Genomic DNA, 26,968 nt, shown 5'->3' on the forward strand with positions numbered 1-26,968 from the left:
TAAATGATGGAATGAAAAATAAGATAGATAAATAAAAAACAGATGTGGCATGATTTGAGGAATCACCCCTGGATCATATCACATCTGTTTTTTATTATTTACATTTTATCGCATTATTGTTTGTCGCAATTTTCAGTTTGTTTGACAATTACTTATAAAAGTCAATTATCTTGTCCATTCTGGATGACATATTCTCAAATATAAGATCAAGGATCGTCAGGGCGGTCATGGCCTCGACGACCACAACAGCTCTCGGCCCAATGATAGGATCGTGGCGGCCTCTGATCGAGACCTCTATGTTATCCCTGGACTTGTTAACGGTTTTCTGTGTGGATGCGATGGATGGGGTCGGCTTGAAATGCGCCTTGATGATTATGTCTGAACCATCGCTCATTCCGCCGAGAATACCTCCGGCGTGATTGGTCTCCTTGTCTACGTTATAACCGTTCATGACAAATGCATCATTGTTATATGAACCTCTTGCAGTGGATACCTCGGTGCCGTCGCCAATCTCGACAGCTTTCACAGCTCCGATGGACATAACTGCCTTTGCGAGGCATGCATCCAGTTTGTCAAATACCGGTTCACCGATACCTGCCGGCATTCCATGCACGATACATTCAACACCAGAGCCTATGGAATCGTTCTCTGCCATGCAGTCTTGAAGAAGGATTGATGCCTTCTCGTAGGCATCCGGGTCCGGCATATTGAGGTCGTTCTTAAGTATATAGTCAGCGTCAAAATTGTTCCTGTCTATATGTACATCACCGATGGAAGATACGTAGGTAGTTATGGTGATACCGAGTTCCTTCAGTATCTTTGAGGCGATCGCACCGGCTGCAACTCTGCCGATGGTCTCTCGTCCTGATGAACGGCCGCCGCCTCTGTAATCCCTGAAGCCATATTTTTCATCAAATGTATAATCTGCGTGGCCTGGTCTGTAATATGTGGCGATATCTCCGTAATCCCCGGAGCGCTGGGATGTATTTCTCACCATCATGGATATAGGAGTTCCGGTTGTCTTTCCCTCGAAAATTCCTGACAGTATCTCTATGGTATCGGATTCCTTTCTAGGCGTTGAGAACTGTGAAAATCCGGGTTTTCTGCGATCCAGAAATACCTGTATATCTTCCTCACACAGTGGAAGACCGGCAGGGCAGCCGTCAACGACAACTCCCAGAGCCTTTCCGTGGGATTCTCCCCATGTGGTGATGGTAAATTTATTTCCTATGGTGGAACCTGCCATAATATATCTCCTTTCAAATGCGGTGAAACCTGCCGCTCTCTATTCGGCAAATGAACTGCAGAATCCTGCAGCGCAAATGTCCACGCGCACTATTATAGCATAGATAAGTTTGTGATAACAAGAAATAAGTTGGGATGCTGTAAAGTGTGAAAGCGTATAAGGCGAATGTCAAACCGCGAATATTACCGGCCGGGGTTGTAATGAAATATGTTATATATTAAAATATCTATGAAATAAATGAAAGAACGAAAGGACACGGCTGAAAGCACAGCCGGACATAAGGTGGTCAAGAAAATGGAGAAATATTATATAGTAAAATCGATAGACGGAGATTACGCAAATCTTGTCGATGAGAATGATCTTGGCGGTGAGACAAAGCTCGTTGCAAGGGCGCTGCTTCCGGAAAGTATAGCGGAAGGAACAAGGCTGCACTATGCATTTTTGCAGTATGAAATTGCGGATTAATTTCCTCTTTACAAAACCAGACACATATGTTATCCTACACAAGGTCAACTGACACTTAGTTTGAGGACACCTCTAGGCCTTTTGCCCGGTGTCAGTCATGTATATTATTTTATAGGAGGATTGTTATTATGATAACAAAAGAGCAGAAGCAGGAAATCGTAGCTAAGTACGGCAAGGATGCAAACGACACAGGTTCAACAGAGGTTCAGATCGCACTTCTTACAGCAAGAATCAACGATCTCAACGGACATTTCAAGGCTAATCCAAAGGATCATCACTCAAACCGTGGTCTTCTTAAGATGGTTGGTCAGAGAAGAAACCTTCTTGCATACCTCAAGAGCAAGGATATCGAGGCATACAGAAAGCTCATCGAGAGCCTTGGACTTAGAAAGTAATTTCTATTCGAGCCTTAATACAATAACAATTATGGGAATCATGTGTACACGCATGATTCCTTTTTATTTGCCCGGACACATTTTTATGGTATCAAATAGTGTAAACAGAGGTGTTTGGATATTGTATTTTTTATATTCGTATGATAAAATTTAAAAGATTGTGGAATGACATATCGAGACTTCTATAAAGAATATCATGGATCATCGCTGAAAGATGGCAAAAAGGTTATAAGACATGGTGTTTTTTATAGTTGTTTCGACGTCTTCCACAATACAAATAAATATTAAATCAAGGAGATTTTGAGATGAGTAAGGAATTCAAGAGATACCAGAAAGAGATCGCTGGCAGAATGCTCACTGTTGATATCAACAGAGTAGCTGCACAGGCAAATGGTGCTGCATTTATCAAGTACGGTGACACAACAGTGCTTTCAACATGTACAGCTTCAGAGAAGCCAAGAGACGGAATTGATTTCTTCCCACTTTCAGTAGAGTATGAGGAGAAGTTATATTCAGTAGGAAAGATACCTGGAGGATTCAATAAGAGAGAGGGTAAGGCATCAGAGAACGCTGTCCTCACATCACGAGTAATCGACAGACCTATGAGACCTCTTTTCCCTAAGGATTATAGAAATGACGTAACACTCAACAACCTTGTTATGTCAGTAGATCCAGAGTGCAGACCGGAGCTGGTTGCAATGCTCGGATCATCTATCGCAACATGTATATCAGACGTTCCATTTGACGGACCATGTGCCATGACACAGGTAGGTCTCATCGACGGAGAGTTCATCATCAACCCAACACAGAAGCAGTGGGATGAGGGTGATCTGAAGCTCACAGTTGCATCTACATCACAGAAGGTTATCATGATCGAGGCCGGTGCAAATATTGTACCTGAGGCTAAGATGATCGAAGCTATCTACATGGCTCATGATATCAACCAGGACATCATCGCATTTATCAATGAGATAGTAGCTGAGGTTGGAAAGCCAAAGCATTCATATGTAAGCTGTGCAGTTCCAGAGGAGCTCTTTGCAGCGATTAAGGAGATCGTTCCTCCAGAGGCTATGGAGGAGGCTGTATTCTCAGACGAGAAGCAGGTTCGTGAGGAGAACATCAGACAGATCACAGAGAAGCTTGAGGAGGCATTTGCAGACAACGAGGAGTGGCTTGCAGTCCTTCCAGACGCTATATACCAGTATCAGAAGAAGACAGTAAGAAAGATGATCCTCAAGGATCACAAGAGACCTGATGGACGAGCTATCAACCAGATCAGACCACTTGCTGCTGAGGTTGACATCATTCCTAGAGTCCACGGCTCAGCTATGTTTACAAGAGGACAGACACAGATCTGTAACGTATGTACACTTGCTCCACTTTCTGAGATCCAGAGAGTTGACGGACTTGACGAGAACGTTACATCCAAGAGATATATGCACCACTACAACTTCCCTTCATACTCAGTAGGAGAGACAAAGGTTTCAAGAGGACCTGGACGTAGAGAGATTGGACACGGTGCACTTGCTGAGAGAGCACTTCTTCCTGTACTTCCAAGTGAGGAAGAGTTCCCATATGCGATCAGAACCGTATCAGAGACATTTGAGTCAAATGGTTCAACATCAATGGCATCAACATGTTCATCATGTATGTCACTCATGGCTGCCGGTGTTCCTATCAAGGCTATGGTTGCCGGAATCTCATGCGGACTTGTAACAGGTGATACAGACGACGATTACATCGTACTCACAGATATCCAGGGACTTGAGGACTTCTTCGGAGATATGGACTTCAAGGTAACAGGTACAAAAGAGGGTATCACAGCTATCCAGATGGATATCAAGATTCACGGACTTACAAGACCTATCGTTGAGGAGGCTATCGCAAGAACACGTGAGGCAAGACTCTTCATCATGGAGACATGTATGAAGCCGGCCATCGCAGCTCCAAGACCAACGGTCAATGAGTTCGCGCCAAAGATCAAGCAGATCAAGATCGATCCAGAGAAGATCGGTGAGGTTATCGGACAGAGAGGTAAGACTATCAACACTATCATCGAGGAGACAGGTGTTAAGATCGATATCGATGATGAGGGAAGAATCTCTATCTGTGGCGTAGAGCAGGCAGGTATGGACAAGGCTATCGAGATGATCAACATGATCGTAGAGCCTCTTGAGGTTGGCAAGAACTACCATGGTAAGGTTGTAAAAGTTATCGACTGTGGAGCTATCGTATCGCTTGCACCTAACAAGGATGGACTCATCCACATCTCAAAGCTTTCAGACAAGAGAGTTGCAAAGGTTGAGGATGTTGTAAATGTAGGTGATGAGGTTGACGTTAAGGTCATCAAGATCGACGAGAGAGCAGGAAGAATAAGCCTGAGTCTCAAGGATGTACAGTAAATAACAGTTCTGAGCTAAACTATAATAAGGATATTTTTTATAAGGGTAAATTTGATGTCTCGAAGCCGGTCTGTCATATGGCCGGTTCCGGGGCATTGTAGTAAATAAAGGCATACATAAACAAACTAAAAAATAAATGCAGATTTAAGGGGAAACATATGAGATACGGTTATTTTGACGAACAGAACAAAGAGTATGTAATTGACAGACCAGACACCCCGGCACCTTGGGCAAACTACCTTGGTTCACCGGAATACGGAGCTATAATCTCCAACAACGCAGGAGGCTACAGCTTTGAGAAGTCAGGAGCAAACGGAAGAATACTGAGATACATATTTAACAGCTTTGATCAGCCTGGAAGATATGTATATCTTCGCGATGATGACACAAAGGATTACTGGTCAGCATCATGGCAGCCGGTAGGCAAGAGTCTTGATGTGTATAAGAGTGAATGTCACCATGGAACGGCATATACAAAGATGTATGCAGAGTATTCTGATATCAAGTCAGAGGTGATGTATTATGTTCCACTTAACAAGACACATGAAGTGTGGAAGGTGAGAGTTACCAACAACTCTGATAAGCCTCGTAACCTTTCAGCTATCGGATACTGTGAGTTTACAAATGACTGCAATTATGAGCAGGATCAGGTAAATCTCCAGTATACACTGTTCATAACCAGAACATATTTCATGGACAACAACAAGATCCTTCAGGTCATCAATGAGAATGTTGAGAAGGCTGAGATCAATGGAAGTAAGGCAAACAAAAGATTCTTTGCACTTGCCGGAAGTGATGTTGCATCATACTGTGGTGACAAGGAGGAGTTCCTTGGAAGATATCACGGCTACGGCAATCCGATCGGAGTTATAAATGGAGATCTTGGCAACAAGCTCAACTACAACAGCAATGCCTGCGGTGGACTCCAGACAAAATTCACACTTGCTCCGGGCGAGTCAAAGGATTTTGCATTCATAGTCGGAATGAAGGACAATGACGCTGCAAATGCTGTCATAGCCGGATACGCAGATCCTGCCGCAGCATGTCAGAAGGAGCTTGACGAGCTGATCGAGTATTGGCATTCAAAGCTCAACAACTTCCAGGTGCACACACCTAGTGATTCATTCAACAACATGGTAAATACATGGAATGCATACCAGTGTTTCATGACATTCATATGGTCAAGAGCTGCATCATTCTCATACTGTGGTCTGAGAAACGGATATGGATACAGAGATACAGTTCAGGATATCCAGGGCGTTATCCACCTTGCACCTGAGATGGCTCTTGAGAAGATCAGATTCATGCTGTCAGCACAGGTTGACAACGGCGGTGGACTTCCACTTGTAAAGTTCACACATAACGCAGGTCATGAGGATACACCGGATGATCCATCATATGTACAGGAGACAGGACATCCTGCATACCGTGCAGACGACGCACTCTGGCTGTTCCCAACTGTATATAAGTATATTGCTGAGTCAGGCAACCTTGACTTCATAGACGAGGTTATTCCATTTGCCAACAAGGATGAGGGTACAGTTTATGAGCATCTTAAGAGAGCGATAGATTTCTCCATGAACAGACTTGGAGATAATGGTATGCCGGCAGGACTCTGGGCAGACTGGAATGACTGTCTGAGACTTGGAAAGAGAGGCGAGTCAACATTTGTTGCAATGCAGCTCTACTATGCGATGACAGTTATCAAGTATTTTGCTGAGATGAAGGATGATGCAGAGTACATAGATTACATCAACAGCATTCAGTACAAGATGGGTGAGACCATTCAGGAGAAGTGCTGGGAGGATGACAGATTCATCCGTGGATACAAGGAAGGCGGACAGGTCATCGGTTCAAAGAATGATCCTGAGGCAAGCATGTGGCTGAATCCTCAGTCATGGGCAGTTATAAGCGGACTTGCCACAAGAAAGCAGTCTGAGATCGCCCTTGAGTCTGTTCACAGGGAGCTTAACACAGAGTACGGTGTGAGACTTATGTTCCCACCATACAGAGAGCATGCATTTGACGGAGCACTCATGCTTCTGTTCAATGCAGGAACAAAGGAGAATGCGGGTATATTCTCACAGCCACAGGGCTGGATAATACTTGCCGAGGCGCTCATGGGACATGGAAACAGAGCGTTTGAGTATTTCAACGAGAGCTCTCCTGCATCCATGAATGATAAGGCAGAGATCAGAAAGCTTGAGCCATACTGCCATGGACAGTTCACAGAGTCTGTTGGAAGTCCATTTGAGGGTCGCGCTCATGTACACTGGCTTACAGGTACAGCATCCACATGTATGGTTGGCTGCGTTGAGGGTATCATGGGTATGAGACCAGACTTTGGCGGAATCAAGATCGCGCCTTCAGTCCCATCAGACTGGAAGGAGTTTGAGATCGAGAAGATGTTCAGGGGTAAGAAGCTCTCAATCAAGGTTCAGAATCCTGATGGACATGAGAGCGGTTTCCAGAGCCTCACATTAAATGGTGAGAAACTTGAGGCCAATTATATCCCTGCTGACAAGCTTGCTGATACAAACGATATCGTGCTTGTAATGTAATGAATATAAATACATTATTTATACCATATTAAGTTAAGAAGGGCTCAGCCCTTCTTAATTTTTGCCCTGATGTGGAATGAGTGGATTGGGGTTGGAAGGTGGTGCAGGCGAAGTGGAATCGGTATCGATCGCTGAGAGGTTAAAACTCACTGACAACATACATGTTATGGATGTTCCAGGTGGAGGTTATATCCTGTTATGTGGAATATATGGAGAGATTGAGGGGCATGACAAGCTTCCTGCCGGTATGAAGAGTACAAGCTACGAGAAGCTGCTTCCGGTGATAGCCCAGGCAGAAAACTGCGGAGATGTAAAGGGAGTCCTGACTCTGATAAATACGGTCGGAGGCGATGTTGAGTCCGGACTTGCCATATCTGAGATGTTGTCCAGCCTGTCAAAGCCGGTCGTCAATATTGTGCTTGGCGGCGGACATTCCATAGGAGTTCCTCTGGCGGTGTCGGGAAATGTGTCTTTTATAGTGCCGACCGCAACGATGATAGTTCATCCAATAAGGACAAATACGGCGGTGCTTGGAGTTAAGCAGAACTTTGAATATATAGAGAAGATGCAGGAGAGGATCATACAGTTCACAGTGGATCACTCATCTATAGACAGGAAAGAACTGGAGAAACTTATGTTTAACACGACAGAGCTGACCAAGGATGTGGGCTCGGTTCTGATAGGAAAACAGGCTGTCGAAAAAAGGGTTATAGACAGGATCGGTGGTATGTCGGCGGCTTTAAAAACGCTGTATGACTTGATTAATTAAGAAAATGATAGTAAAATTCCATAAGATATTGTATAAACATCGATCAAGGGAGGTTGGTCATGAGCTTATTACAGGCAATTTTGATGGGAATAATACAGGGAGCTACAGAATTTCTTCCAGTCAGCAGTTCGGGACATCTGGCTATTTTCAAGAATATTTTTGGAGTGGAGACCGATACGGGTATATTATTTGACATACTGCTCCATTTTGGCACGCTGGTTGCCATATTTATAGTCTACTGGGCAGATATAAAGAAGCTTGTTATAGAGGGACTCAAGATAGTTGGAGACTGCTGTGTCAATCTGGTAAATTTCATAAAGAACAAGACCTCGAAGGAGGGACAGATATATCCGTATAGGAAGATTGTGTGTACGGCATACAGAAAGTTTGTTATGCTCATACTCGTGTCAACTCTTACGACGACGGTGATCGCAGTCCCATTTGACAAAGCTATAGGACATGCGGGAGATACACTTTTGATACCGGGTATCTGTCTGTGTATAACATCTGTTATCCTGTATTTTGCGGACAGACTGCCGGCTGGTAAGAAAAGTGCGGCAAAGGCTACATACAGAAACGCCATATTTGTAGGTCTGGCACAGGCTGTTGCTACGCTTCCGGGAATATCAAGATCCGGAAGTACGATAACTGCAGGCCTGGCATGCGGCTACACAAGAAAATTCACGGTAAAGTATTCATTTATAATGTCGATACCGGCTGTTCTGGGAGCAGTCATACTGGAGATACCTGATCTGTTTAAGTCATCTATTTCAGGAACTGATGTTGTAAATTACATAGTTGGAATGGTAGTTGCAGGTGTTGTTGGATATTTATGTATAAAATTTATGCTTTATACGGTCAAGAAAAAGAATTTTAAGGGCTTTTCCATATATTGTATGATCGCGGGAATCGTGTCTGTAATATGGTATTTTGTTGCTTAAGATTTAGAATAGAGGTAGAAAATGGCTGGTGGTAATAAAAAGTCATACAAGAACAATACATCAAAGAATGGCACGTCCAAAAACGCTGCGTCTAAAAAGACTGTGGCAAAGAACTCTTCAAAAGGCGGATCAAATAACAGGACATCTGCGAAGAAGAATACTGCATCGAAAAAAATATCTGCCAGATCAAAGGCTGCCATAGAACGCAAAGCCCGGGAAGAGGAACTGGCAAGGCAGAAGCAGATGAGAAGTGAGATCATACTCATAGTTCTCTTTGCATTTTCGGTATTTCTGCTACTTGCAAACTTCAGGATCTGCGGAATAGTGGGAGATACCGTATCGGGATTTTTCTTTGGAATAATCGGTTTCAGCGAGTACATATTCCCGGTATATCTGTTTGTGTCGGCTGCCTATCTTATATCAAATGATTTCAGGGGGAAGATCGTCAAAAAGGTTGTATATTTTGGCGTTGTGCTCATCCTGTTGTCCATGGTATTTCAGGCTATATATTCATCGACCTTTGAGTCGGTAAAGGTTCTGTACATGGATGGGTATAAGGACAGATCGGGCGGAGGAGTTATATGCGGAGGAATATTCTTTGCGATAAGGACACTGCTTGGAGTTCCGGGTGCGTGCATAGTAATATTTATAGCTGCGGTTATCATGTTCATTCTCATAACGGAGATATCAGTTATAGACGAGATCAAACTTTTTATAGCATCTATCCGTGAGCGCAGAGAAAGCGATGATGACGAACAGTATGAAGATGAGGAGTATCAAAGTGACAGATATGACGATGGTTATTACTCACATGATGTAAATGATACTCCGGTTCGCAGAGTGAGACCATCGATGGCAAATCTCAATGTGTACAGCAGCGATAAGTCCAAGGATGACAGAGCTTCCGACAGGACTGCTGCAACGCAGGTCAAGCCAAGGAAGACTAAGACACAGAAGAATGTAGAGAGGGAGCCTGCCAGGGATTTCTTTGCCATGGAGGATGTCCACGAGCTCACTCCTGGAGATGGCGCTGTGGATATGTCCTATGATGAATTTAACAATGATATAGAGAAGATCGTCATGACCGACAGAGAGGAGATCGTCAATCCAGTTCAGATAGACAGAGAGGATCCTGTGCATAAACCGGTGCGGAAGCCTGCACCTGTGAAGAGAAGAAAGCCGATGGTCGTAACTCCTGAAGAACCAAAGCTGGCTGCTGTGGACACTGATATGGAGGATGCAGAGATACTTTCATTTACTGATGATGCGGAGGATGTCCTTGCGGGAGCGGTAAATGGCAATATGCATCCAGAGAGTGTGTCAGATTACAATCCGCTCTACGACTCTGCATTTGCGGAGGAGGAGAAGACGGATACCGCGGCTCAAAGCAAAAAGAAGCCGGCGGTACAGACTGAGAGCTCAAAGCAGTATCAGGAGGGAAGAAAATATAAATTCCCAACGGCAGATCTGCTGTCCCAGCCTAAAAAGACGAACAATTCCAACAGGGATGCCCATGTCAGGGAGACAGCCATCAAGCTTAAGAATACCCTCGAGACATTTGGCGTCAATGTAACCATAACAAACTATAGCTGCGGTCCTGCTGTAACGAGATTTGAGATGCAGCCGGAGCAGGGTGTCAAGGTCAGCAAGATACTGAACCTTGCGGACGACATAAAGCTCAACCTTGCGGCTGCGGATATACGTATAGAGGCACCGATACCTGGCAAGGCAGCCATAGGAATAGAGGTCCCTAACAAGGAGAACTCAATTGTGGCGTTCCGGGAGCTTATAGAATCAGATAATTTCAAGAACCTCAAGTCCAAAGTGGCATTTGCGGTTGGTAAGGATATAAGTGGACAGGTCATCGCAACGGATATTGCCAAGATGCCGCATCTTCTGATCGCCGGAGCCACAGGTTCGGGTAAATCAGTGTGTATCAATACACTTATAATGAGTATACTGTACAAAGCTACACCGGAGGAGGTAAAGCTCATAATGATAGATCCTAAGATGGTTGAGCTTGCATGCTACAATGGCATACCACACCTTCTGATACCGGTCGTAACAGATCCAAAGAAGGCGGCAGGGGCACTTAACTGGGCTGTCATGGAGATGACAAGAAGATACCAGCTTTTTGCTGAGCACAGTGTACGTAATATACAGGGATATAATGACAAGGTTGAAAATGCCGTTATAGCGGGAGCTGATGGAGAAAAGCTGACCAAGATGCCACAGATAGTGGTCATAGTGGATGAGCTTGCAGATCTTATGATGGTTGCCCACGGCGAAGTCGAGGATGCTATAGTGAGACTTTCACAGCTTGCCAGAGCAGCGGGTATACATCTTGTCATAGCAACACAGAGACCGTCGGTTGATGTCATAACAGGTCTCATAAAGGCAAATGTTCCATCGAGAATAGCATTTGCAGTTTCGTCGGGAGTTGATTCCAGAACCATACTTGATATGGTAGGAGCAGAGAAACTTCTTGGAAAGGGAGATATGCTGTTCTATCCGACAGGCTATCCTAAGCCGGTCAGAGTACAGGGCGCATTTGTGTCGGATGATGAGGTTACAGCGGTTGTTGATTTCCTCAAGAAGAACAATGGCGTGGGAACATATGATGAGGAGATATCTAAATCAATATCCGGAAATGGTGGATCAGGCGCCACAGCGATAGGTGGGGCTTCAGCCAGTGATAAGGATGAATATTTCGTGGAAGCGGGAAGATTCATTATAGAGAAAGAAAAAGCTTCTATAGGTATGCTTCAGAGAACGTTCAAGATAGGCTTTAACAGAGCCGCAAGGATCATGGATCAGTTGATGGCCGCGGGAGTAGTTGGCCCGGAGGAGGGCACAAAGGCCAGAAAGATCCTGATGACTCAGGAACAGTTTGATGAATATATAGACACTAATTTATAAAAAGCGGAGGATAAGAGCTATGATGACAGACATTGAAATTGCACAGAAGGCTGAGATGAAGCACATAAGGGAGGTTGCTGCAAAGCTCGGAATATCAGAGGATGACCTCGATCTCTATGGAAAGTATAAGGCAAAGCTCTCAGATGAGCTTATAAAGAAGGTTGAGGGCAACGAGAACGGAAAGCTTATCCTCGTTACAGCCATCAATCCAACACCTGCAGGAGAGGGAAAGACGACAATCACTGTAGGACTTGGTGAGGCTATGGGACAGCTTGGAAAGAAGGCGGTTATCGCACTTCGTGAGCCATCACTTGGACCATGTTTTGGAATCAAGGGTGGTGCAGCCGGCGGCGGATATGCACAGGTAGTACCTATGGAGGATCTCAACCTCCACTTTACAGGAGATTTTCATGCTATAACATCTGCAAACAATCTCCTTGCAGCCATGATGGATAACCATATCCAGCAGGGAAATGCACTGAGAATAGATGTGAACAGAATAGTGTTCAAGAGATGTATGGATATGAACGACAGAGTTCTCAGACACACAGTTGTCGGACTTGGAAAGCGTGTCGACGGAGTGCCTAGAGAGGACGGATTTGTCATCACAGTTGCATCGGAGATCATGGCTATTCTCTGTCTTGCAAGTGACATGAAGGATCTTCAGGAGAGACTTGGCAGAATAATCGTTGCATACAACATGGACAATGAGCCTGTGACAGCGGCTGATCTCAAGGCTGTAGGAGCTATGGCAGCGCTCTTAAAGGATGCCATCAAGCCAAACCTTATCCAGACACTTGAGCATACACCGGCAATCGTACACGGCGGACCATTTGCAAATATAGCACATGGATGTAACAGTGTAATGGCTACAAAGACAGCATTAAAGCTTGCAGATTATGTAATAACAGAGGCAGGATTTGGCGCAGATCTCGGAGCTGAGAAGTTCTTCGATATCAAGTGCCGTATGAACAACCTTAAGCCGGATGCGGTGGTTCTGGTTGCTACAGTAAGAGCCCTCAAGTACAATGGCGGAGTTGCAAAGGCAGATCTCGGAGAGGAGAATCTTGACGCGCTTAAGGCTGGTATAGTAAACCTTGAGAAGCATATTGAGAATCTTCAGAAGTATGGTGTTCCTGTTGTTGTAACTCTGAATAGATTTGTCACAGACAGTCAGGCAGAGCTTGACTTTGTCAAGAAGTTCTGCGAGGACAGAGATTGCGATTTTGCTCTTGCAAATGTATGGGAGCAAGGAGGCAAGGGTGGTATAGACCTTGCAAATGCAGTGCTCAACACGCTGGAGAACAAGAAGAGCAACTTCAAGGTGCTCTACGATGACAGCCTGTCAATAAAGGATAAGATAAATTGTATCGCTACAGAGATATATGGTGCGGATGGTGTTACATACAGCGCAGAGGCCAGCAAGGCCATCGCCAAGATCGAGGAGATGGGATTTGGTAACTTCCCTGTATGTATGGCAAAGAACCAGTATTCTCTGTCAGATGATCCAAAGAAGCTTGGAAGACCTACAGGATTCGATATAAATATACGTGAGGTTTATGTCAGTGCAGGAGCAGGATTTGTGGTAGCGATTACCGGAACGATCATGACCATGCCTGGACTTCCAAAATCCCCGGCGGCAGAAAGGATTTATGTTGATGATGATGGCAAGATCGTCGGATTATTCTAGGAGGACAAATAAATGTATAAGCTTATAGATGGTAAGGTTATATCAAAACAGATAAAGGATGAGCTCAAGGAGAAGGTTGCGGGACTCAAGGCAGAGGGCGTAGAGATATGCCTTGCTGTCATCCAGGTCGGAAATGATCCTGCATCGTCAGTATATGTTGGAAATAAGAAGAAGGCATGTGAGTATATAGGAATAGGTTCACTGTCATATGAGCTCCCAGAGGAGACAACTGAGGAGGAGCTTCTTGCACTTATAGAGAAGCTCAACTCTGACGACAAGGTGAACGGAATACTTGTACAGCTCCCGCTTCCAAAGCATATAGATGAGGATAAGGTTATAAAGACCATATCTCCAAAGAAGGATGTGGACGGCTTCCATCCGATGAGTGTTGGTGCACTCAGCATAGGACAGCCGGGCTTTGTGTCATGTACACCAGCCGGAGTTATCCAGCTCATCAAGAGATCAGGAATAGAGATAGAGGGTAAGGAGTGCGTGGTACTCGGCAGAAGCAATATAGTAGGCAAGCCTATGAGCATGCTGCTGCTCCGTGAGAACGGAACCGTAACCGTGTGCCATTCCAGAACAAGGAATCTCAAGGAAGTGTGCAGACGTGCTGATATACTCGTGGTGGCAATAGGAAAGCCAGAAATGATCGATGCATCTTACATCAAGGAAGGCGCAACAGTTATAGATGTGGGAATCCACAGGGATGAGAATAATAAGCTCTGCGGTGATGTGGATTTTGAATCAGCCAAGGAGGTTGCCGGAGCGATAACTCCTGTACCTGGCGGAGTCGGCCCTATGACCATAGCCATGCTCATGTCAAACTGTGTAGAATCAATAAATATAAACTAAGAACAAGTGCAAAATTATTGGAGAACAGATGAAAGTATTACTCATATCACTAGGCTGTGATAAAAATCTGGTGGACAGCGAGGTCATGCTCGGTTTGCTGAACAAAGCCGGCCACCAGCTTACAAATGATGAGACAGAGGCAGATGTAGTAGTTGTAAATACCTGTGCGTTCATCAGCGATGCGAAAGAGGAAAGCATCAACACCATCATCGAGATGGGAGAACTGAAGAAAACCGGAAAACTAAAAAAGCTTATCGTTGCGGGATGTCTGTCCCAGAGATACAAGGACGAGATAATGAAGGAGCTTCCGGAGATCGATGTCATTATTGGTGCGACCAATTACGATAAGATAGTTGAGGCAATAGGAACCGACGAGGAGTCGATCATAGATGATATAAATTATACTCCAAGGCCGATTGCCGAGAGAATAGTAACGACAAATGCGTCGATGGCGTATTTTAAGATCGCAGAAGGTTGTAATAAACTGTGCACTTATTGTATAATACCTCACATACGAGGCAGATACAGAAGCATGCCGATGGACAGCCTGATCGCATCCGCTGAAAAGCTTGCGTCTGATGGTATAAAGGAGCTTGTCCTTGTGGCACAGGAGACTACGCTGTACGGAGTTGATCTGTATGGTGAGAAGAAGCTTCCAGAGCTTCTCACAAAACTCAGTGAGATAGAAGGCATAGAGTGGATAAGACTTCTGTACTGTTATCCGGAGGAGATAACAGATGAACTAATAGAGGTTATGGCCACGAATCCGAAGATCTGCCATTATGTCGATATACCTATCCAGCATTCTGAGAATGCGATACTTAAGAGAATGGGCAGACGGACCAGCAGAGAGGACATTGTGGAGCTTGTCGGCAGACTGAGGACAGCCATGCCGGATATAGCCATCAGAACCACGCTCATATCTGGTTTCCCAGGTGAGACACAGGAACTGCACGATGGTCTGGTCGACTTTGTTGACGAGTGCGAGTTTGACAGGCTTGGAGTATTCACTTATTCGCCTGAGGAGGGCACTCCGGCTGCGGAGTACGAGGATCAGGTGGATGGAGAGCTGGCTGTAAAGTGGCGCGATGAGATCATGGAGCTTCAGCAGGAGATTTCCTATGAGAAGAACCAGCAGATGATCGGAAGCACCCAGAAGGTTCTCATTGAGGGATATCTGGTCGACGATGATGTATATGTGGGAAGAACCTACAGAGATGCTCCGGGGGTTGACGGAATAGTGTTCGTCAGCGCACCATATGAATTGATATCCGGTTCATTTGTGGATGTGAAGATAACCGAGGCAAATGAATATGACTTGACAGGAGTGATAGTAGAATGAATTTACCAAACAAATTGACAATACTAAGAGCTATAATGATTCCATTCTTTCTCGTGTTTTTATATATGTCACCGGGATGGTCGAAGTGGGTGGCACTTGGAATATTCATAGCCGCATCACTTACAGATATGCTTGACGGAAAGATTGCAAGAAAATACAATCTGGTCACCAATTTTGGAAAATTCATGGATCCTCTGGCAGATAAGCTGCTGGTATGTTCGGCACTCATAGCACTGTCGGATCTGAACAGGCTCCCAGCATGGATCGTTATAGTGATCATAGCGCGTGATTTCATAATAAGCGGATTCAGACTTATTGCGGCAGAAAAGGGAATTGTTATTGCTGCCGGATGGTGGGGAAAGATCAAGACAACGGTTCAGATGATCATGGTAGGATTTCTGATAGCTGATCTCAAGGTGTTCTACATCTTTGATCAGGTGCTCATCTACCTTGCACTTGCACTGACACTTATATCTCTTGGAGATTATCTGTATCACAACAGAGAAGTTCTCAAGGACTAAAACAGTAAAAAATAAAACAGATTTTATAATTCAACGGGGAATTTGGGGTATACTTTTGTTTGGGGGTATATTTTACACAGATTCCCTGTTTTATTTTGAAAAATAATTGCTTACAACGCCGATAAACCTTTGGTGGTTTTTTCGATTTTACTTGAAATATGACGACAAAGGCTTTACAATTATACTCGGCGAAAATTGGACTATATATAGTCCTAAAATAAATTAAACGGAGGGCTAAAAATGAGCAACACACCAAGCTTGTCAGCAAGTGACAGAATTTCAATGTTACTTGATGACTCAAGTTTTGTTGAAATCGGCGCATATGTAACTGCTAGAAATACAGATTTCAACATTCAGGACAAGGATACTCCAAAAGACGGCGTAATAACCGGTTATGGAGTGATCGATGGCAATTTAGTTTATGTTTACAGCCAGGATGCAAAGGTGCTCGGCGGTTCTATAGGCGAGATGCATGCCAAGAAGATCGCAAACCTTTACGACATGGCAATGAAGATGGGTGCACCTGTTATCGGGCTGATCGATTGTGCCGGACTCAGACTTCAGGAGGCTACAGATGCTCTTAATGCATTTGGAGAGGTATTCATGAAGCAGACTCTTGCATCAGGTGTAATACCACAGATCACAGCTATATTTGGTACATGCGGTGGTGGTGCAGCACTTATACCTAATCTCACAGACGTAACATTCATGACTAAGGAAGGAGCTAAGCTCTTTGTTAACAGTCCAAATGCACTGGATGAGAACCGTGCAGAGAAGCTTGACACTGCAGCAGCAGATTATGTTGCAGAGAACACAGCAAATGTTGACGCAGTATACGACACAGAGGCAGAGCTTCTCGGTGCAGTGAGAACTATGGTAGGTCTTCTTCCATCAAACAATGAGGATGATGGCGACTGCGCAGTATGTGAGGATGATGTGAACAGAATCATCCCAGATCTTGCTACAAAGGCAGGGGATGTGAAGGCTGTTATAGCAGATATCACTGATGATGAGTTTGTATTCGAGCTCAAGAAGGATTTTGCAGATGACGTTGTTACTGCATTTATCAGACTTAACGGTGAGACAGTCGGTGTTGTCGGAAACCAGAAGGATGTCATGACAACAGCCGGTGCATATAAGGCAGAGGATTTCGTAAAGCTTTGTGATTCATTCAATATCCCAGTTGTCACACTTGTAAACATCAAGGGATTTGCAGCAACTGTAAAGGAAGAGAAGACTATCTCAAAGGCTGTTGCAAAGCTTACTTACGCTTATGCCAACGCAACAGTGCCAAAGGTAACTGTTATGCTTGACAAGGCATATGGTACAGCCTACACAGTTATGTGTTCAAAGGCTATCGGAGCTGATGTTGTATTTGCTTGGCCTAAGTCAGTTATCGGAACAATGGATCCAGAGATGGCTGTAAAGATCATGTATGAAGATGAGATCGCAGCAGCCGGTGACAAGCTTGCTTATATCAAGGAGAAGAAGGCTGAGTACACAGATGCTCTTTCAGGTGCCGTATCTGCAGCGAGAAGAGGCTACGTGGATGATATCATCGAGCCTGATGCAACAAGAAAGAGAGTTATAGCAGCACTCGATATGCTTTTTTCAAAGAGTGAGGACAGACCATTCAAGAAGCATGGAACAATATAAAGGAGTGACAACTTAATGGAAAAGATAATAAAGAAAAAGTTATTATTGATAGTTTCTATGTTAGCTGTTACATTTGCACTTGCCGGATGTTCGTCTTCAGACAAGAAAGTAGAATTTGACTATGACGGAAACACATTGGTTCAGATAGCAGAAACACAGGCTACGAATTACATGCAGATTGCGCAGGTTGAAGATGTATATAATTTCTATGTGGATGAAGAGGCAAATGGCGGTCAGGTAGATGAAACGACTGCTGATGCATTAAAGGTTTTTTCAACGATTGAGTCTGACTATGGTAAATTCCAGCAGTTTAAGCCGGTCAATCTCGAAGATGAAGATGATAAAACAATACAAGAAGTTGATGACAAGGTTGTTGTTACATTATATGCAGAATGTGCAGAAAAAGAAGCTATAGTAAAGGCAACATTTGTAGACAATTCGGTAACTTACAATTTCCAGAAGTATTCAGTGATGGCTCAGAATAAGTATTCAGAAGAAGAGGCTGATCAGATGCTTGCATCAAATGGTGTTTATCCATACAAGATTTCCGAATTTGAAGTTGCTGCTAATCAGACACTTAAGGACAAGATGAAGGATGCGGGAGCAAATACCCTCATAGGTATGGGTATCGTGTTTATAGCACTTATCTTCATATCATTCATAATTTCACTTCTCAAGTATGTTCCGGCTCTTTTGGACAAGGAGACAAGAGAGAAGAGAAAGGCTGAGAAGGCAAAGAAGGCTCTTGGAAGCGTTGCAACATTAAATGTTGACAAGGAGGATGAGACTCCTGCAGGAAGCGCACCTGCTCCAGCTGGAATAGTAGACATTGTCAACACAGCGACCGGTGAGAGCGTTATGAACGACTCAGAGCTTGTTGCGGTTATATCAGCAGCGGTTATGGCGGCACAGGGCGGAAAGACAAGAGTTCGTGTAAACTATCCAAGTAACGATAAGTTGGTTGTAAGACCAAGAAAAAAGAATAAGAGATAATTATAGGAGGATAATTGTTATGAAGAATTATAGAATCACAGTTAATGGCACATCATACGATGTATCAGTTGAAGAATTATCAGGTGGCGCAGCTCCAGTAGCAGCAGCTCCAGTGGCAGCACCTGCAGCAGCTCCTGCAGCTCCAGCACCAGCAGCAGGCGGCGCAGGAAGCGTTAAGGTTTCATCACCTATGCCTGGTAAGATCCTTGCAGTAAAGGCTAATGTTGGCGACTCAGTAAAGAAGGGTCAGGTAATCCTTATCCTTGAGGCTATGAAGATGGAAAACGAAGTTGTTGCTCCGGAAGATGGTACTATCGCAAGCATAGATGTTACAGTAGGCGCTAGTGTTGAGTCAGGCGACACACTTGCAACACTCAACTAATTGCTTGAATTAGAATAAATCTTATAGGAGGAAACAACTAAATGGGCAGCACAATAGTTGACGTTTTGACAAATTTAGCTAATCAGACCGGTTTTGCAAGTCTTGACTGGAAGAATTACGTTATGATCCTTATAGCGTTTGCTTTCATGTATCTTGCAATCGGAAAGGGTTTTGAGCCACTTCTTCTTGTCCCTATCTCATTTGGTATGTTTCTTGTAAACATGTTCCCAGATATTATGGCAGAGGGCGGCTTGTTACATTATTTTTACCTGCTTGATGAGTGGAGTATCTTACCTTCACTTATATTCATGGGCGTAGGTGCCATGACAGACTTTGGTCCGCTTATCGCGAACCCGAAGAGTTTCCTGCTCGGCGCTGCAGCTCAGTTCGGTATCTATACAGCTTACTTCCTTGCATTCCTTATGGGATTCAACGGCAAAGAGGCTGCGGCTATATCGATCATCGGTGGTGCAGATGGTCCTACATCTATCTACCTTGCCGGTAAGCTCGGCATGGGTGGAACACTTCTCGGACCTATAGCAGTTGCGGCATATTCATATATGTCACTTGTACCTGTTATACAGCCACCTATCATGAAGGCTCTCACAACAAAGAAGGAGAGACTTGTTAGAATGCCACAGCTCAGACCTGTAACCAAGATCGAGAAGATCCTCTTCCCTATCATCGTTACACTTGTGGTAGTTCTTATACTTCCAACAACAGCACCACTTGTAGGTATGCTGATGCTTGGTAACCTCTTCAGAGAGTGCGGCGTTGTTAAGCAGCTCACAGAGACAGCTTCAAACGCTCTTATGTATATCGTAGTTATCTTACTTGGTACTTCAGTAGGTGCTTCTACAAGTGCAGAGGCATTCCTTAAGATGAGTACACTTAAGATAGTATTCCTTGGTCTTGTCGCATTCGCAGTTGGTACAGCAGCCGGAGTTCTCTTCGGTAAGCTCATGTGCTGGGCGACAAAGGGCAAGGTTAATCCGCTTATCGGTTCTGCTGGTGTATCAGCCGTTCCAATGGCAGCCAGAGTATCACAGAAGGTTGGAGCACAGTATGATCCTACAAACTTCCTTCTGATGAATGCTATGGGACCAAATGTTGCAGGTGTTATCGGTACAGCCGTAGCAGCTGGTACATTCCTTGCAATATTTGGAATTTAATTAAGAATTTAGGCAATGAAATTATATAGGAGGACGATAAAATGGCAGATAAGAAACCGATAAAGATTACGGAAACTGTACTGCGTGATGCGCATCAGTCACTTATAGCTACTCGTATGACAACCGAGCAGATGCTTCCTATCATCGACAAGATGGATAAGGTTGGTTATCATTCAGTAGAGTGCTGGGGCGGCGCAACATTTGATGCATCACTCAGATTCCTTAAGGAGGATCCATGGGAGAGACTCAGAAAGCTCAGAGATGGATTCAAGAATACAAAGCTGCAGATGCTCTTCAGAGGACAGAATATCCTCGGATACCGTCATTATGCAGATGATGTTGTAGAGTATTTCGTACAGAAGTCAATCGCAAATGGTATTGATATCATCAGAATATTTGACTGTCTGAACGATCTTAGAAACCTTCAGACATCAGTTAAGGCTTGTAACAAAGAGGGTGGACATGCCCAGGTAGCTCTTTCATATACACTCGGTGATGCATATACTCTGGATTACTGGAAGGATATGGCAAAGAGAATCGAGGATATGGGAGCAGATTCAATCTGTATCAAGGATATGGCTGGACTTCTTGTTCCAAATAAGGCTACAGAGCTTGTACAGGCACTCAAGGATGGTTCAAGCCTTCCAATTCAGCTTCATACACATTACACATCAGGTGTAGCTTCAATGACATATCTCAAGGCTGTAGAGGCTGGATGTGATGTCATCGATACAGCAATCTCACCTCTTGCGCTTGGTACATCACAGCCTGCAACAGAGGTTATGGCCAAGACATTTGAGGGAACAGAGTTTGATCCAGGTCTGGATCAGAAGCTTCTGGCTGAGATAGCAGACTACTTCAGACCACTCAGAGAAGAGTGGATCGCAAGTGGTCTCTTAAATCCAAAGGTTCTTGGCGTTAACGTTAAGACACTTCTCTACCAGGTACCTGGTGGAATGCTTTCAAACCTCGTATCACAGCTCAAGGAGATGGGTGCTGAGGATAAGTTCGAGGCAGTTCTTGAGGAGGTTCCAAGAGTTCGTAAGGACTATGGTGAGCCACCACTTGTTACTCCTTCAAGCCAGATCGTTGGCACGCAGGCAGTTCTCAACGTCGTAACAGGCGAGAGATACAAGATGTGTACAAAGGAGTCAAAGGCACTTGTACGTGGCGAGTATGGTCAGTCAGTAAAGCCTGTTGATCCAGAGGTTAAGAAGAAGGTTATCGGCGATGAGAAGCAGATCACATGCCGTCCAGCAGATCTTCTTGAGAACGAGCTCGACAAGATTGAGAAGGAGATGATCCAGTACAAGAAGCAGGATGAGGATGTACTCACATATGCACTGTTCCCACAGGTCGCAACTGACTTCTTCAAGTACAGAGAGGCTCAGGATAAGAAGGTCGATGTCACACTTGCTGACAAGGACAGCACAGCTTATCCAGTTTAATAACTGAATTCATAAGGTCAGATATATAAATGATCATAAAAAGGGACGGAGCTCCGCGAGCGGAGTCTCTGTCCTTTTGTTTAATATATGGAGATAATATGACAGGAAAAATAGTGGTTATAGGAGCAGGAGCTGCAGGGGTAATGGCTGCACTGACAGCGGCACAGAAGAATAAGGTCATTCTCATTGAAAAGAATGACAGGATCGGAAAAAAGTTATTTATAACAGGTAAGGGACGTTGTAATGTGACAAATGCATGTGACGCTGACGGATTTTTTAATTCAGTGGTCACAAACAGCAAGTTTATGTACAGCTCCTTTTATACATTTGACAACAATATGATAATGGACTATCTGGAGAAGGCCGGATGTCCGCTCAAGATAGAACGCGGAGGAAGAGTGTTCCCGACAAGCGATCATTCTTCAGACGTTATAGGAGCATTCAAAACTCTTATAAACAGAAATAAAAATATAAGTCTGTATTTGAATACGAAGGTTACAGGAATCAATATAGAGGATGGCAGGATAAAGAGTGTTGACGTATCAGGAGATAACGGCGGGACAGGCAATGACAGGATATACTGTGATGCTGTTATAATTTGTACCGGCGGAAGATCGTATCCACTCACGGGATCTACCGGAGACGGATACAGACTGGCAGAACATATGGGTCATACGATAAAGCCGTTAAGTCCATCACTGGTTCCGTTTGAGATAGAAGAGAAATGCTGCTCCATGATGATGGGACTGTCGCTTAAAAACGTGGCACTTCACATAAGCAGTGGAAAGAAGAAAATATTTGACGAACAGGGGGAGATGCTGTTTACCCACTTTGGCATAAGTGGGCCGCTGGTGATCAAGGCCTCCGCATATATACACAGGTATATTGGAAAAGATATAGACATGTACATAGATCTGAAGCCGGCTATGGACAGAGATATGCTTGATGCCAGACTCCTCAAGGATTTCAAGAAATATGCAAACAAAGACTTCAAGAATTCTCTTGGAGATCTGCTTCCGATCAAGATGATAGATGTGGTTGTGGAGAGATCCGGTATCGATCCGTATAAGAAGGTCAACTCAGTGACCAGGGAAGAAAGACAGAGACTTATAGATGTGCTGAAGGAATTCAGACTTACATTTGTGGGGCTTCGGGGATATGATGAGGCTATAATCACAAGAGGCGGAGTGAGCGTAAAAGAGGTAAATCCTTCCACCATGGAGTCTAAGCTTGTGGGGGGCGTGTATTTTGCCGGAGAACTGCTGGATATCGATGCGCTGACAGGTGGATTTAACCTGCAGGTGGCGTGGTCGACTGGATATCTGGCTGGACTTTCTGCTTCCGAGAGTTTACAATAGGCGTGGACGACAGTCAATTTAATTACAGGGAGACGAAGATATGAATATAGCAATAGATGGACCTGCAGGTGCAGGCAAAAGCACGATAGCAAAAAAGGCGGCAGGCGAGCTTGGTTTTATATATGTGGATACAGGTGCCATGTACAGGGCGGTGGCTGTATATCTCACAGAAAGCGATATATCTGCCAGCGATGAAGACCTGGTGGAGAAAAGCATAGCGGACATTTCCGTGGAGATAAAATATGAGGATGGAGCACAGCAGGTCTACCTTAACGGCGAGAATGTAACAGGAAAGCTGAGAACTGAGGCTGCCGGTAATATGGCTTCAAAGGCATCTGCACTTCCATGCGTCAGGGAAAAGCTTTTGTCACTCCAGCGGGATCTCGCTGCTTCAAATGATGTTGTCATGGATGGAAGGGATATAGGAACAAATATACTTCCTTCAGCAGAGCTCAAGGTATACCTTACCGCCTCTTCGGCAGTGAGGGCCAAAAGAAGATATGACGAGCTTGTCGCAAAGGGCGCTGAGAATATTGATATAGAGAAGATAGAGCAGGATATAATCCAGAGGGATAAGCAGGATATGGAGAGAAAAACAGCTCCTTTAAAGAGGGCTGATGACGCGGTTCTTATCGACAGCTCAGATATGACGATAGAGCAGGTTACAGACACTATAGTCGGACTTGCAAGAGAGAGAATGTAATACAGGTGGTTTAGATATGGAGATATTACTTGCAAAGAGTGCCGGATTCTGCTTTGGCGTTCAGCGTGCGGTGGATACAGCATACGAACATGCTGACGAGGAAAATGTGTATACTTATGGTCAGATAATACACAATGAAGAGGTGGTTGGTGACCTTACAAAGCACGGAGTGCAGGTGATCGACAGTGATGACGAATTGCTTGAGATAAAAGACAGCAAGGTCATAATCAGATCCCATGGCGCTGAGAAAAGGATATATGACATTCTGGAGGCTGGTGGGAATACGGTGATAGATGCGACCTGTCCATTTGTCAAGAAGATACACAACATAGTGCGCGAGGAAGGGCAGAAAGGAAATACAGTCGTCATCATAGGCGACTCAAGCCATCCCGAGGTGAAAGGAATCGTGGGCTGGTGTGTAGAGCCTCCGGTAGTCATAGGTTCCGAGGAGGAGGCTGAGGCTTTTGTAAGAAAATATATTGACGGAGAGGTCAAAACAGCGGATAATATATCGATAGTTAGTCAGACAACTTTTAATTACAGAAAATTTAATTATATTGTTGATATTATTCGAAATAAATTGTATAATGTTACTGCTTATAAGACTATCTGTAATGCTACGTCTGTGCGTCAAAGGGAGGCGCAGGAGATTGCATCAAAGGTAGATGCCATGATTGTTATAGGTGGTCGGAACAGCTCTAATACTCAGAAGTTATATGAGATTAGTAAAAAAGAATGTGAGAATACTTACTATATACAGACACTCGTTGATTTGGATTTGACTACTTTTGAATCCGTTAGTAGGGTAGGTATTACAGCTGGGGCATCTACCCCAAACAAAATTATTAAGGAGGTTCATGGTAGGATGGACGAGATGAATTTTGAAGAATTATTAAAGAATGATGAGAGCAGAGTCTCAATCAAGACAGGAGAGATAGTAGAAGGTAGAGTTATCGATGTTAAACCTGATGAGATTCTGGTAGACATCAGCTACAAGTCAGATGGTATTATTCCTAGAAGCGAGTATACCAACACACCTAATGCAGATCTGACAGAGCTTGTACATGTTGATGATCCGATAACAGCCAAGGTTGTTAAGACAAACGATGGCGAGGGATCAGTTCTTCTCTCATACAAGAGAGTTGCTGCAGAGAAGGCTAATGAGAAGCTTGAGGCTGCTCTTGAGTCAGGAGAGATCCTTACAGGTAAGGTTGTTCAGGTTGTAAGCGGTGGACTTAACGTTATGTACGATGAGACAAGAGTATTTATCCCTGCTAGTCTTGTTTCAGATACATATGAGAAGAATCTTGACAAGTACCTTGATCAGGATATCGAGTTTGTACTCACAGAGTACCAGCCAAAGAAGAGAAGAATAATTGGTAACAGAAAGCAGATCGTTGCAGCAAGAAAGGCAGAGGCTGCAAAGGCTCTGTTTGATAGAATAGAAGTTGGAATGATAGTTGAGGGTGTTGTAAAGAACGTTACAAGCTTCGGTGCATTCATAGATCTCGGTGGAGCAGATGGACTTCTTCACATCTCAGAGATGTCATGGGGAAGAGTTGACGATCCTAAGTCAGTTCTCAAGGTTGGTGATACTGTTAAGGCATTCATCAAGAACATTGACGGCGAGAAGATCGCTCTCAGCCTTAAGTTTGATGATACAAACCCATGGCTTAACGCAGCAGAGAAGTATGCTCCTGGAACAGTAGTTACAGGTAAGGTAGCAAGAATGGCTGATTTCGGTGCATTTATCGAGCTTGAGCCAGGTGTTGACGCACTTCTCCATGTATCACAGATCTCATATGAGCATGTTAACAAGCCAGAGGATGTATACAAGGTAGGCGATGAGGTTGAGGCAGTTGTTGTTGAGTGCAATGCAGATGACAAGAAGATCAGTCTCAGCGTAAAGGAATTACTTCCAGCTCCAGAGTATACAGATGATGTAGCAGAGGACACAGAGGAGTAATCTGATATATAGACAGTTAAGAAAACCGTAGTCGATAATGACTACGGTTTTTTTATGTCAGAATATTTATATCAGAATAGTTTGTTCAGGACTGCAAGGATATAGGCGTGGGATTGCTCACATTTTTCGTGTAATTCGGTGCTGTCCGAAAGAAAACGGTTTCCTTTAAGATCTGTATCATAGAATATCTCTCCGTGAAATCCTGGTGGACAGGGTATGAAGCTGCCGGTCTTGGTGGTGAAAGCATTGTCCTTTGTCGCTTTTTCCTTGTGGGCATCGTCCACATAAGCCGCCATTGATTTGTGTATGGCCATGTGCTCCATAGGTAGATAGTAATAATTTTTGTAGTCCTTGAAGAAGTATTTCATTTCGGTGTCCCGGGTCTTTGGAACGACCACATGCATATGTGTGTCACATGCATTTACAAGAATTCCATTCAGGGATTCCGTTATGCGGCATGGAAGCTTTGGAATGGAACAGTTGTATGTTATTGAATCGATGGTATCGGATATATCATCTATCTGAAAGTCATCAGGAATATGAGGGATATTCACAAATTCAGATATAGATATAAGCCCTCTTATATCGTCATGGTTATGGGTGAGCATATCGTCAAGCAGAGATTCGTCGTGAGAACTCAGATAATGCTTGTAGGCGGATATAAGATCGCCTCCTGATATAAAAGTATTTCTCTGGAAGTCAATCAGATGCTCTATGTCAAACTGCTTAGCCGAGTCCAGACGCAGAAGCTTTTTGTATTTTCTGGTTGTTCTATATATATCCACGCTCTGTATATTGTCAAGCGTAGTGTCCACGTCGAATTGCTCCATCTTTTTCAGCAAGTAGGGGATGTCAAAGGTATCGCCGTTGTATGACACCAGTATTTTGTGATTCTTTAGGATCTGTTCAAAATGGGACAGCATTTCAGGCTCTGAAGTTCCGTTGTCATTGAATATCAACTGGGTGCGAAATGCACTGTCTGAGAAATATGAACATCCGATCAGATAGAGATCCGAACGTTTGGCGCTGAGGCCGGTTGTTTCTATATCAAAATAGAGTATATCCGACAGCTCGTCCGATATGTGAGCTGTATCTACATTTATGTCTTCAGTATATTCAAAAATTATCATAATGGCTCCTTTTGGTTCCTTGCGTAAGGTACATTATAGAACATGCATTGTTCT

General features: G+C 44.1%; 21 protein-coding genes. 19 read left to right on the forward strand and 2 right to left on the reverse strand.

Annotated features, from left to right (window positions below; all coding sequences use genetic code 11):
• Positions 1-148: 148 nt before the first annotated feature.
• Entirely contained in the window at positions 149-1,246 is a 1,098-nt protein-coding gene (aroC, locus tag OCV54_RS02900; protein WP_022216531.1) for a chorismate synthase, read from the reverse strand.
• Positions 1,247-1,540: 294 nt separating this feature from the next.
• Here aroC and OCV54_RS02905 point away from each other — a divergent pair, with 294 nt between their 5' ends.
• The 19 genes from OCV54_RS02905 (at position 1,541) to OCV54_RS02995 (ending at position 25,784) form a co-directional block, all read left to right on the forward strand.
• Positions 1,541-1,711, forward strand: coding sequence for a hypothetical protein (locus OCV54_RS02905; protein ID WP_055144551.1), 171 nt, complete (start codon positions 1,541-1,543; stop codon positions 1,709-1,711).
• Between the two features lie 128 nt (positions 1,712-1,839).
• Complete coding sequence (rpsO, locus tag OCV54_RS02910; protein WP_004851136.1) at positions 1,840-2,106, forward strand: 30S ribosomal protein S15; 267 nt, start codon at positions 1,840-1,842, stop codon at positions 2,104-2,106.
• A gap of 305 nt (positions 2,107-2,411) precedes the next feature.
• Positions 2,412-4,508 carry a polyribonucleotide nucleotidyltransferase gene (locus OCV54_RS02915; protein WP_055144548.1) on the forward strand — a complete coding sequence of 699 codons (2,097 nt, stop codon included), beginning with the start codon at positions 2,412-2,414 and terminating at the stop codon, positions 4,506-4,508.
• Positions 4,509-4,666: 158 nt separating this feature from the next.
• Positions 4,667-7,069, forward strand: coding sequence for a glycoside hydrolase family 94 protein (locus OCV54_RS02920; protein ID WP_055222577.1), 2,403 nt, complete (start codon positions 4,667-4,669; stop codon positions 7,067-7,069).
• Positions 7,070-7,145: 76 nt separating this feature from the next.
• On the forward strand, positions 7,146-7,838 hold the full coding sequence (locus tag OCV54_RS02925; RefSeq protein ID WP_055144542.1) for a ClpP family protease: 693 nt from the start codon (positions 7,146-7,148) through the stop codon (positions 7,836-7,838).
• 59 nt (positions 7,839-7,897) lie between these two features.
• Positions 7,898-8,779 (forward strand): undecaprenyl-diphosphate phosphatase, encoded by an 882-nt coding sequence (locus OCV54_RS02930; RefSeq protein WP_055222578.1) that lies wholly within the window; start codon positions 7,898-7,900, stop codon positions 8,777-8,779.
• Between the two features lie 21 nt (positions 8,780-8,800).
• Positions 8,801-11,698 (forward strand): FtsK/SpoIIIE family DNA translocase, encoded by a 2,898-nt coding sequence (locus OCV54_RS02935; protein WP_055222580.1) that lies wholly within the window; start codon positions 8,801-8,803, stop codon positions 11,696-11,698.
• Between the two features lie 19 nt (positions 11,699-11,717).
• Positions 11,718-13,388, forward strand: a complete 1,671-nt coding sequence (locus OCV54_RS02940; RefSeq protein ID WP_022216523.1) for a formate--tetrahydrofolate ligase — start codon at positions 11,718-11,720, stop codon at positions 13,386-13,388.
• A 12-nt stretch (positions 13,389-13,400) separates the two neighbouring features.
• On the forward strand, positions 13,401-14,243 hold the full coding sequence (gene folD, locus OCV54_RS02945) for a bifunctional methylenetetrahydrofolate dehydrogenase/methenyltetrahydrofolate cyclohydrolase FolD (RefSeq protein WP_055222582.1): 843 nt from the start codon (positions 13,401-13,403) through the stop codon (positions 14,241-14,243).
• 28 nt (positions 14,244-14,271) lie between these two features.
• On the forward strand, positions 14,272-15,585 hold the full coding sequence (gene rimO, locus OCV54_RS02950) for a 30S ribosomal protein S12 methylthiotransferase RimO (protein ID WP_055144533.1): 1,314 nt from the start codon (positions 14,272-14,274) through the stop codon (positions 15,583-15,585).
• On the forward strand, positions 15,582-16,106 hold the full coding sequence (gene pgsA, locus OCV54_RS02955) for a CDP-diacylglycerol--glycerol-3-phosphate 3-phosphatidyltransferase (protein ID WP_055222584.1): 525 nt from the start codon (positions 15,582-15,584) through the stop codon (positions 16,104-16,106). Before rimO ends, pgsA begins: the two co-directional genes overlap by 4 nt.
• A gap of 240 nt (positions 16,107-16,346) precedes the next feature.
• Positions 16,347-17,762, forward strand: coding sequence for an acyl-CoA carboxylase subunit beta (locus tag OCV54_RS02960; protein WP_015534885.1), 1,416 nt, complete (start codon positions 16,347-16,349; stop codon positions 17,760-17,762).
• Positions 17,763-17,777: 15 nt separating this feature from the next.
• A complete protein-coding gene (locus OCV54_RS02965) occupies positions 17,778-18,755 on the forward strand; it encodes an OadG family protein (protein WP_055222586.1) in 978 nt (325 codons plus the stop codon).
• 19 nt (positions 18,756-18,774) lie between these two features.
• Positions 18,775-19,137 (forward strand): biotin/lipoyl-containing protein, encoded by a 363-nt coding sequence (locus OCV54_RS02970; RefSeq protein ID WP_055222590.1) that lies wholly within the window; start codon positions 18,775-18,777, stop codon positions 19,135-19,137.
• Positions 19,138-19,178: 41 nt separating this feature from the next.
• A complete protein-coding gene (locus OCV54_RS02975) occupies positions 19,179-20,309 on the forward strand; it encodes a sodium ion-translocating decarboxylase subunit beta (protein WP_055222592.1) in 1,131 nt (376 codons plus the stop codon).
• Positions 20,310-20,350: 41 nt separating this feature from the next.
• The gene (locus OCV54_RS02980) at positions 20,351-21,757 is read left to right on the forward strand and encodes an oxaloacetate decarboxylase subunit alpha (RefSeq protein ID WP_015534888.1); all 1,407 of its coding nucleotides are present in this window, start codon (positions 20,351-20,353) and stop codon (positions 21,755-21,757) included.
• A gap of 98 nt (positions 21,758-21,855) precedes the next feature.
• Positions 21,856-23,115 (forward strand): BaiN/RdsA family NAD(P)/FAD-dependent oxidoreductase, encoded by a 1,260-nt coding sequence (locus OCV54_RS02985; RefSeq protein ID WP_022216518.1) that lies wholly within the window; start codon positions 21,856-21,858, stop codon positions 23,113-23,115.
• 40 nt (positions 23,116-23,155) lie between these two features.
• Positions 23,156-23,818, forward strand: coding sequence for a (d)CMP kinase (gene cmk / locus OCV54_RS02990; RefSeq protein ID WP_022216517.1), 663 nt, complete (start codon positions 23,156-23,158; stop codon positions 23,816-23,818).
• Positions 23,819-23,834: 16 nt separating this feature from the next.
• Positions 23,835-25,784: a bifunctional 4-hydroxy-3-methylbut-2-enyl diphosphate reductase/30S ribosomal protein S1 gene (locus OCV54_RS02995; protein ID WP_055222594.1), complete on the forward strand. Its 1,950-nt coding sequence runs from the start codon at positions 23,835-23,837 to the stop codon at positions 25,782-25,784.
• Positions 25,785-25,855: 71 nt separating this feature from the next.
• Here OCV54_RS02995 and OCV54_RS03000 read toward each other — a convergent pair whose 3' ends face one another.
• Positions 25,856-26,914 carry a ribonuclease H-like domain-containing protein gene (locus OCV54_RS03000; RefSeq protein WP_055222596.1) on the reverse strand — a complete coding sequence of 353 codons (1,059 nt, stop codon included), beginning with the start codon at positions 26,912-26,914 and terminating at the stop codon, positions 25,856-25,858.
• Positions 26,915-26,968 lie beyond the last annotated feature (54 nt).

This window comes from Coprococcus aceti (genome assembly GCF_025567285.1).
GTDB lineage: Bacteria > Bacillota > Clostridia > Lachnospirales > Lachnospiraceae > Coprococcus > Coprococcus aceti.

What these genes read in the sequence shown, in the direction of transcription:
- folD (WP_055222582.1), top strand. Translation starts at nt 13,401, where the DNA reads ATGTATAAGCTTATAGATGGTAAGGTTATATCAAAACAGATAAAGGAT.
- OCV54_RS02905 (WP_055144551.1), top strand. Translation starts at nt 1,541, where the DNA reads ATGGAGAAATATTATATAGTAAAATCGATAGACGGAGATTACGCAAAT.
- OCV54_RS02995 (WP_055222594.1), top strand. Translation starts at nt 23,835, where the DNA reads ATGGAGATATTACTTGCAAAGAGTGCCGGATTCTGCTTTGGCGTTCAG.
- OCV54_RS02925 (WP_055144542.1), top strand. Translation starts at nt 7,146, where the DNA reads ATGAGTGGATTGGGGTTGGAAGGTGGTGCAGGCGAAGTGGAATCGGTA.
- cmk (WP_022216517.1), top strand. Translation starts at nt 23,156, where the DNA reads ATGAATATAGCAATAGATGGACCTGCAGGTGCAGGCAAAAGCACGATA.
- OCV54_RS02930 (WP_055222578.1), top strand. Translation starts at nt 7,898, where the DNA reads ATGAGCTTATTACAGGCAATTTTGATGGGAATAATACAGGGAGCTACA.
- OCV54_RS02960 (WP_015534885.1), top strand. Translation starts at nt 16,347, where the DNA reads ATGAGCAACACACCAAGCTTGTCAGCAAGTGACAGAATTTCAATGTTA.
- pgsA (WP_055222584.1), top strand. Translation starts at nt 15,582, where the DNA reads ATGAATTTACCAAACAAATTGACAATACTAAGAGCTATAATGATTCCA.
- OCV54_RS02915 (WP_055144548.1), top strand. Translation starts at nt 2,412, where the DNA reads ATGAGTAAGGAATTCAAGAGATACCAGAAAGAGATCGCTGGCAGAATG.
- OCV54_RS02970 (WP_055222590.1), top strand. Translation starts at nt 18,775, where the DNA reads ATGAAGAATTATAGAATCACAGTTAATGGCACATCATACGATGTATCA.
- OCV54_RS02935 (WP_055222580.1), top strand. Translation starts at nt 8,801, where the DNA reads ATGGCTGGTGGTAATAAAAAGTCATACAAGAACAATACATCAAAGAAT.
- OCV54_RS02940 (WP_022216523.1), top strand. Translation starts at nt 11,718, where the DNA reads ATGATGACAGACATTGAAATTGCACAGAAGGCTGAGATGAAGCACATA.
- OCV54_RS02965 (WP_055222586.1), top strand. Translation starts at nt 17,778, where the DNA reads ATGGAAAAGATAATAAAGAAAAAGTTATTATTGATAGTTTCTATGTTA.
- aroC (WP_022216531.1), bottom strand. Translation starts at nt 1,246, where the DNA reads ATGGCAGGTTCCACCATAGGAAATAAATTTACCATCACCACATGGGGA.
- rpsO (WP_004851136.1), top strand. Translation starts at nt 1,840, where the DNA reads ATGATAACAAAAGAGCAGAAGCAGGAAATCGTAGCTAAGTACGGCAAG.
- OCV54_RS02980 (WP_015534888.1), top strand. Translation starts at nt 20,351, where the DNA reads ATGGCAGATAAGAAACCGATAAAGATTACGGAAACTGTACTGCGTGAT.
- OCV54_RS02975 (WP_055222592.1), top strand. Translation starts at nt 19,179, where the DNA reads ATGGGCAGCACAATAGTTGACGTTTTGACAAATTTAGCTAATCAGACC.
- OCV54_RS02985 (WP_022216518.1), top strand. Translation starts at nt 21,856, where the DNA reads ATGACAGGAAAAATAGTGGTTATAGGAGCAGGAGCTGCAGGGGTAATG.
- OCV54_RS02920 (WP_055222577.1), top strand. Translation starts at nt 4,667, where the DNA reads ATGAGATACGGTTATTTTGACGAACAGAACAAAGAGTATGTAATTGAC.
- rimO (WP_055144533.1), top strand. Translation starts at nt 14,272, where the DNA reads ATGAAAGTATTACTCATATCACTAGGCTGTGATAAAAATCTGGTGGAC.
- OCV54_RS03000 (WP_055222596.1), bottom strand. Translation starts at nt 26,914, where the DNA reads ATGATAATTTTTGAATATACTGAAGACATAAATGTAGATACAGCTCAC.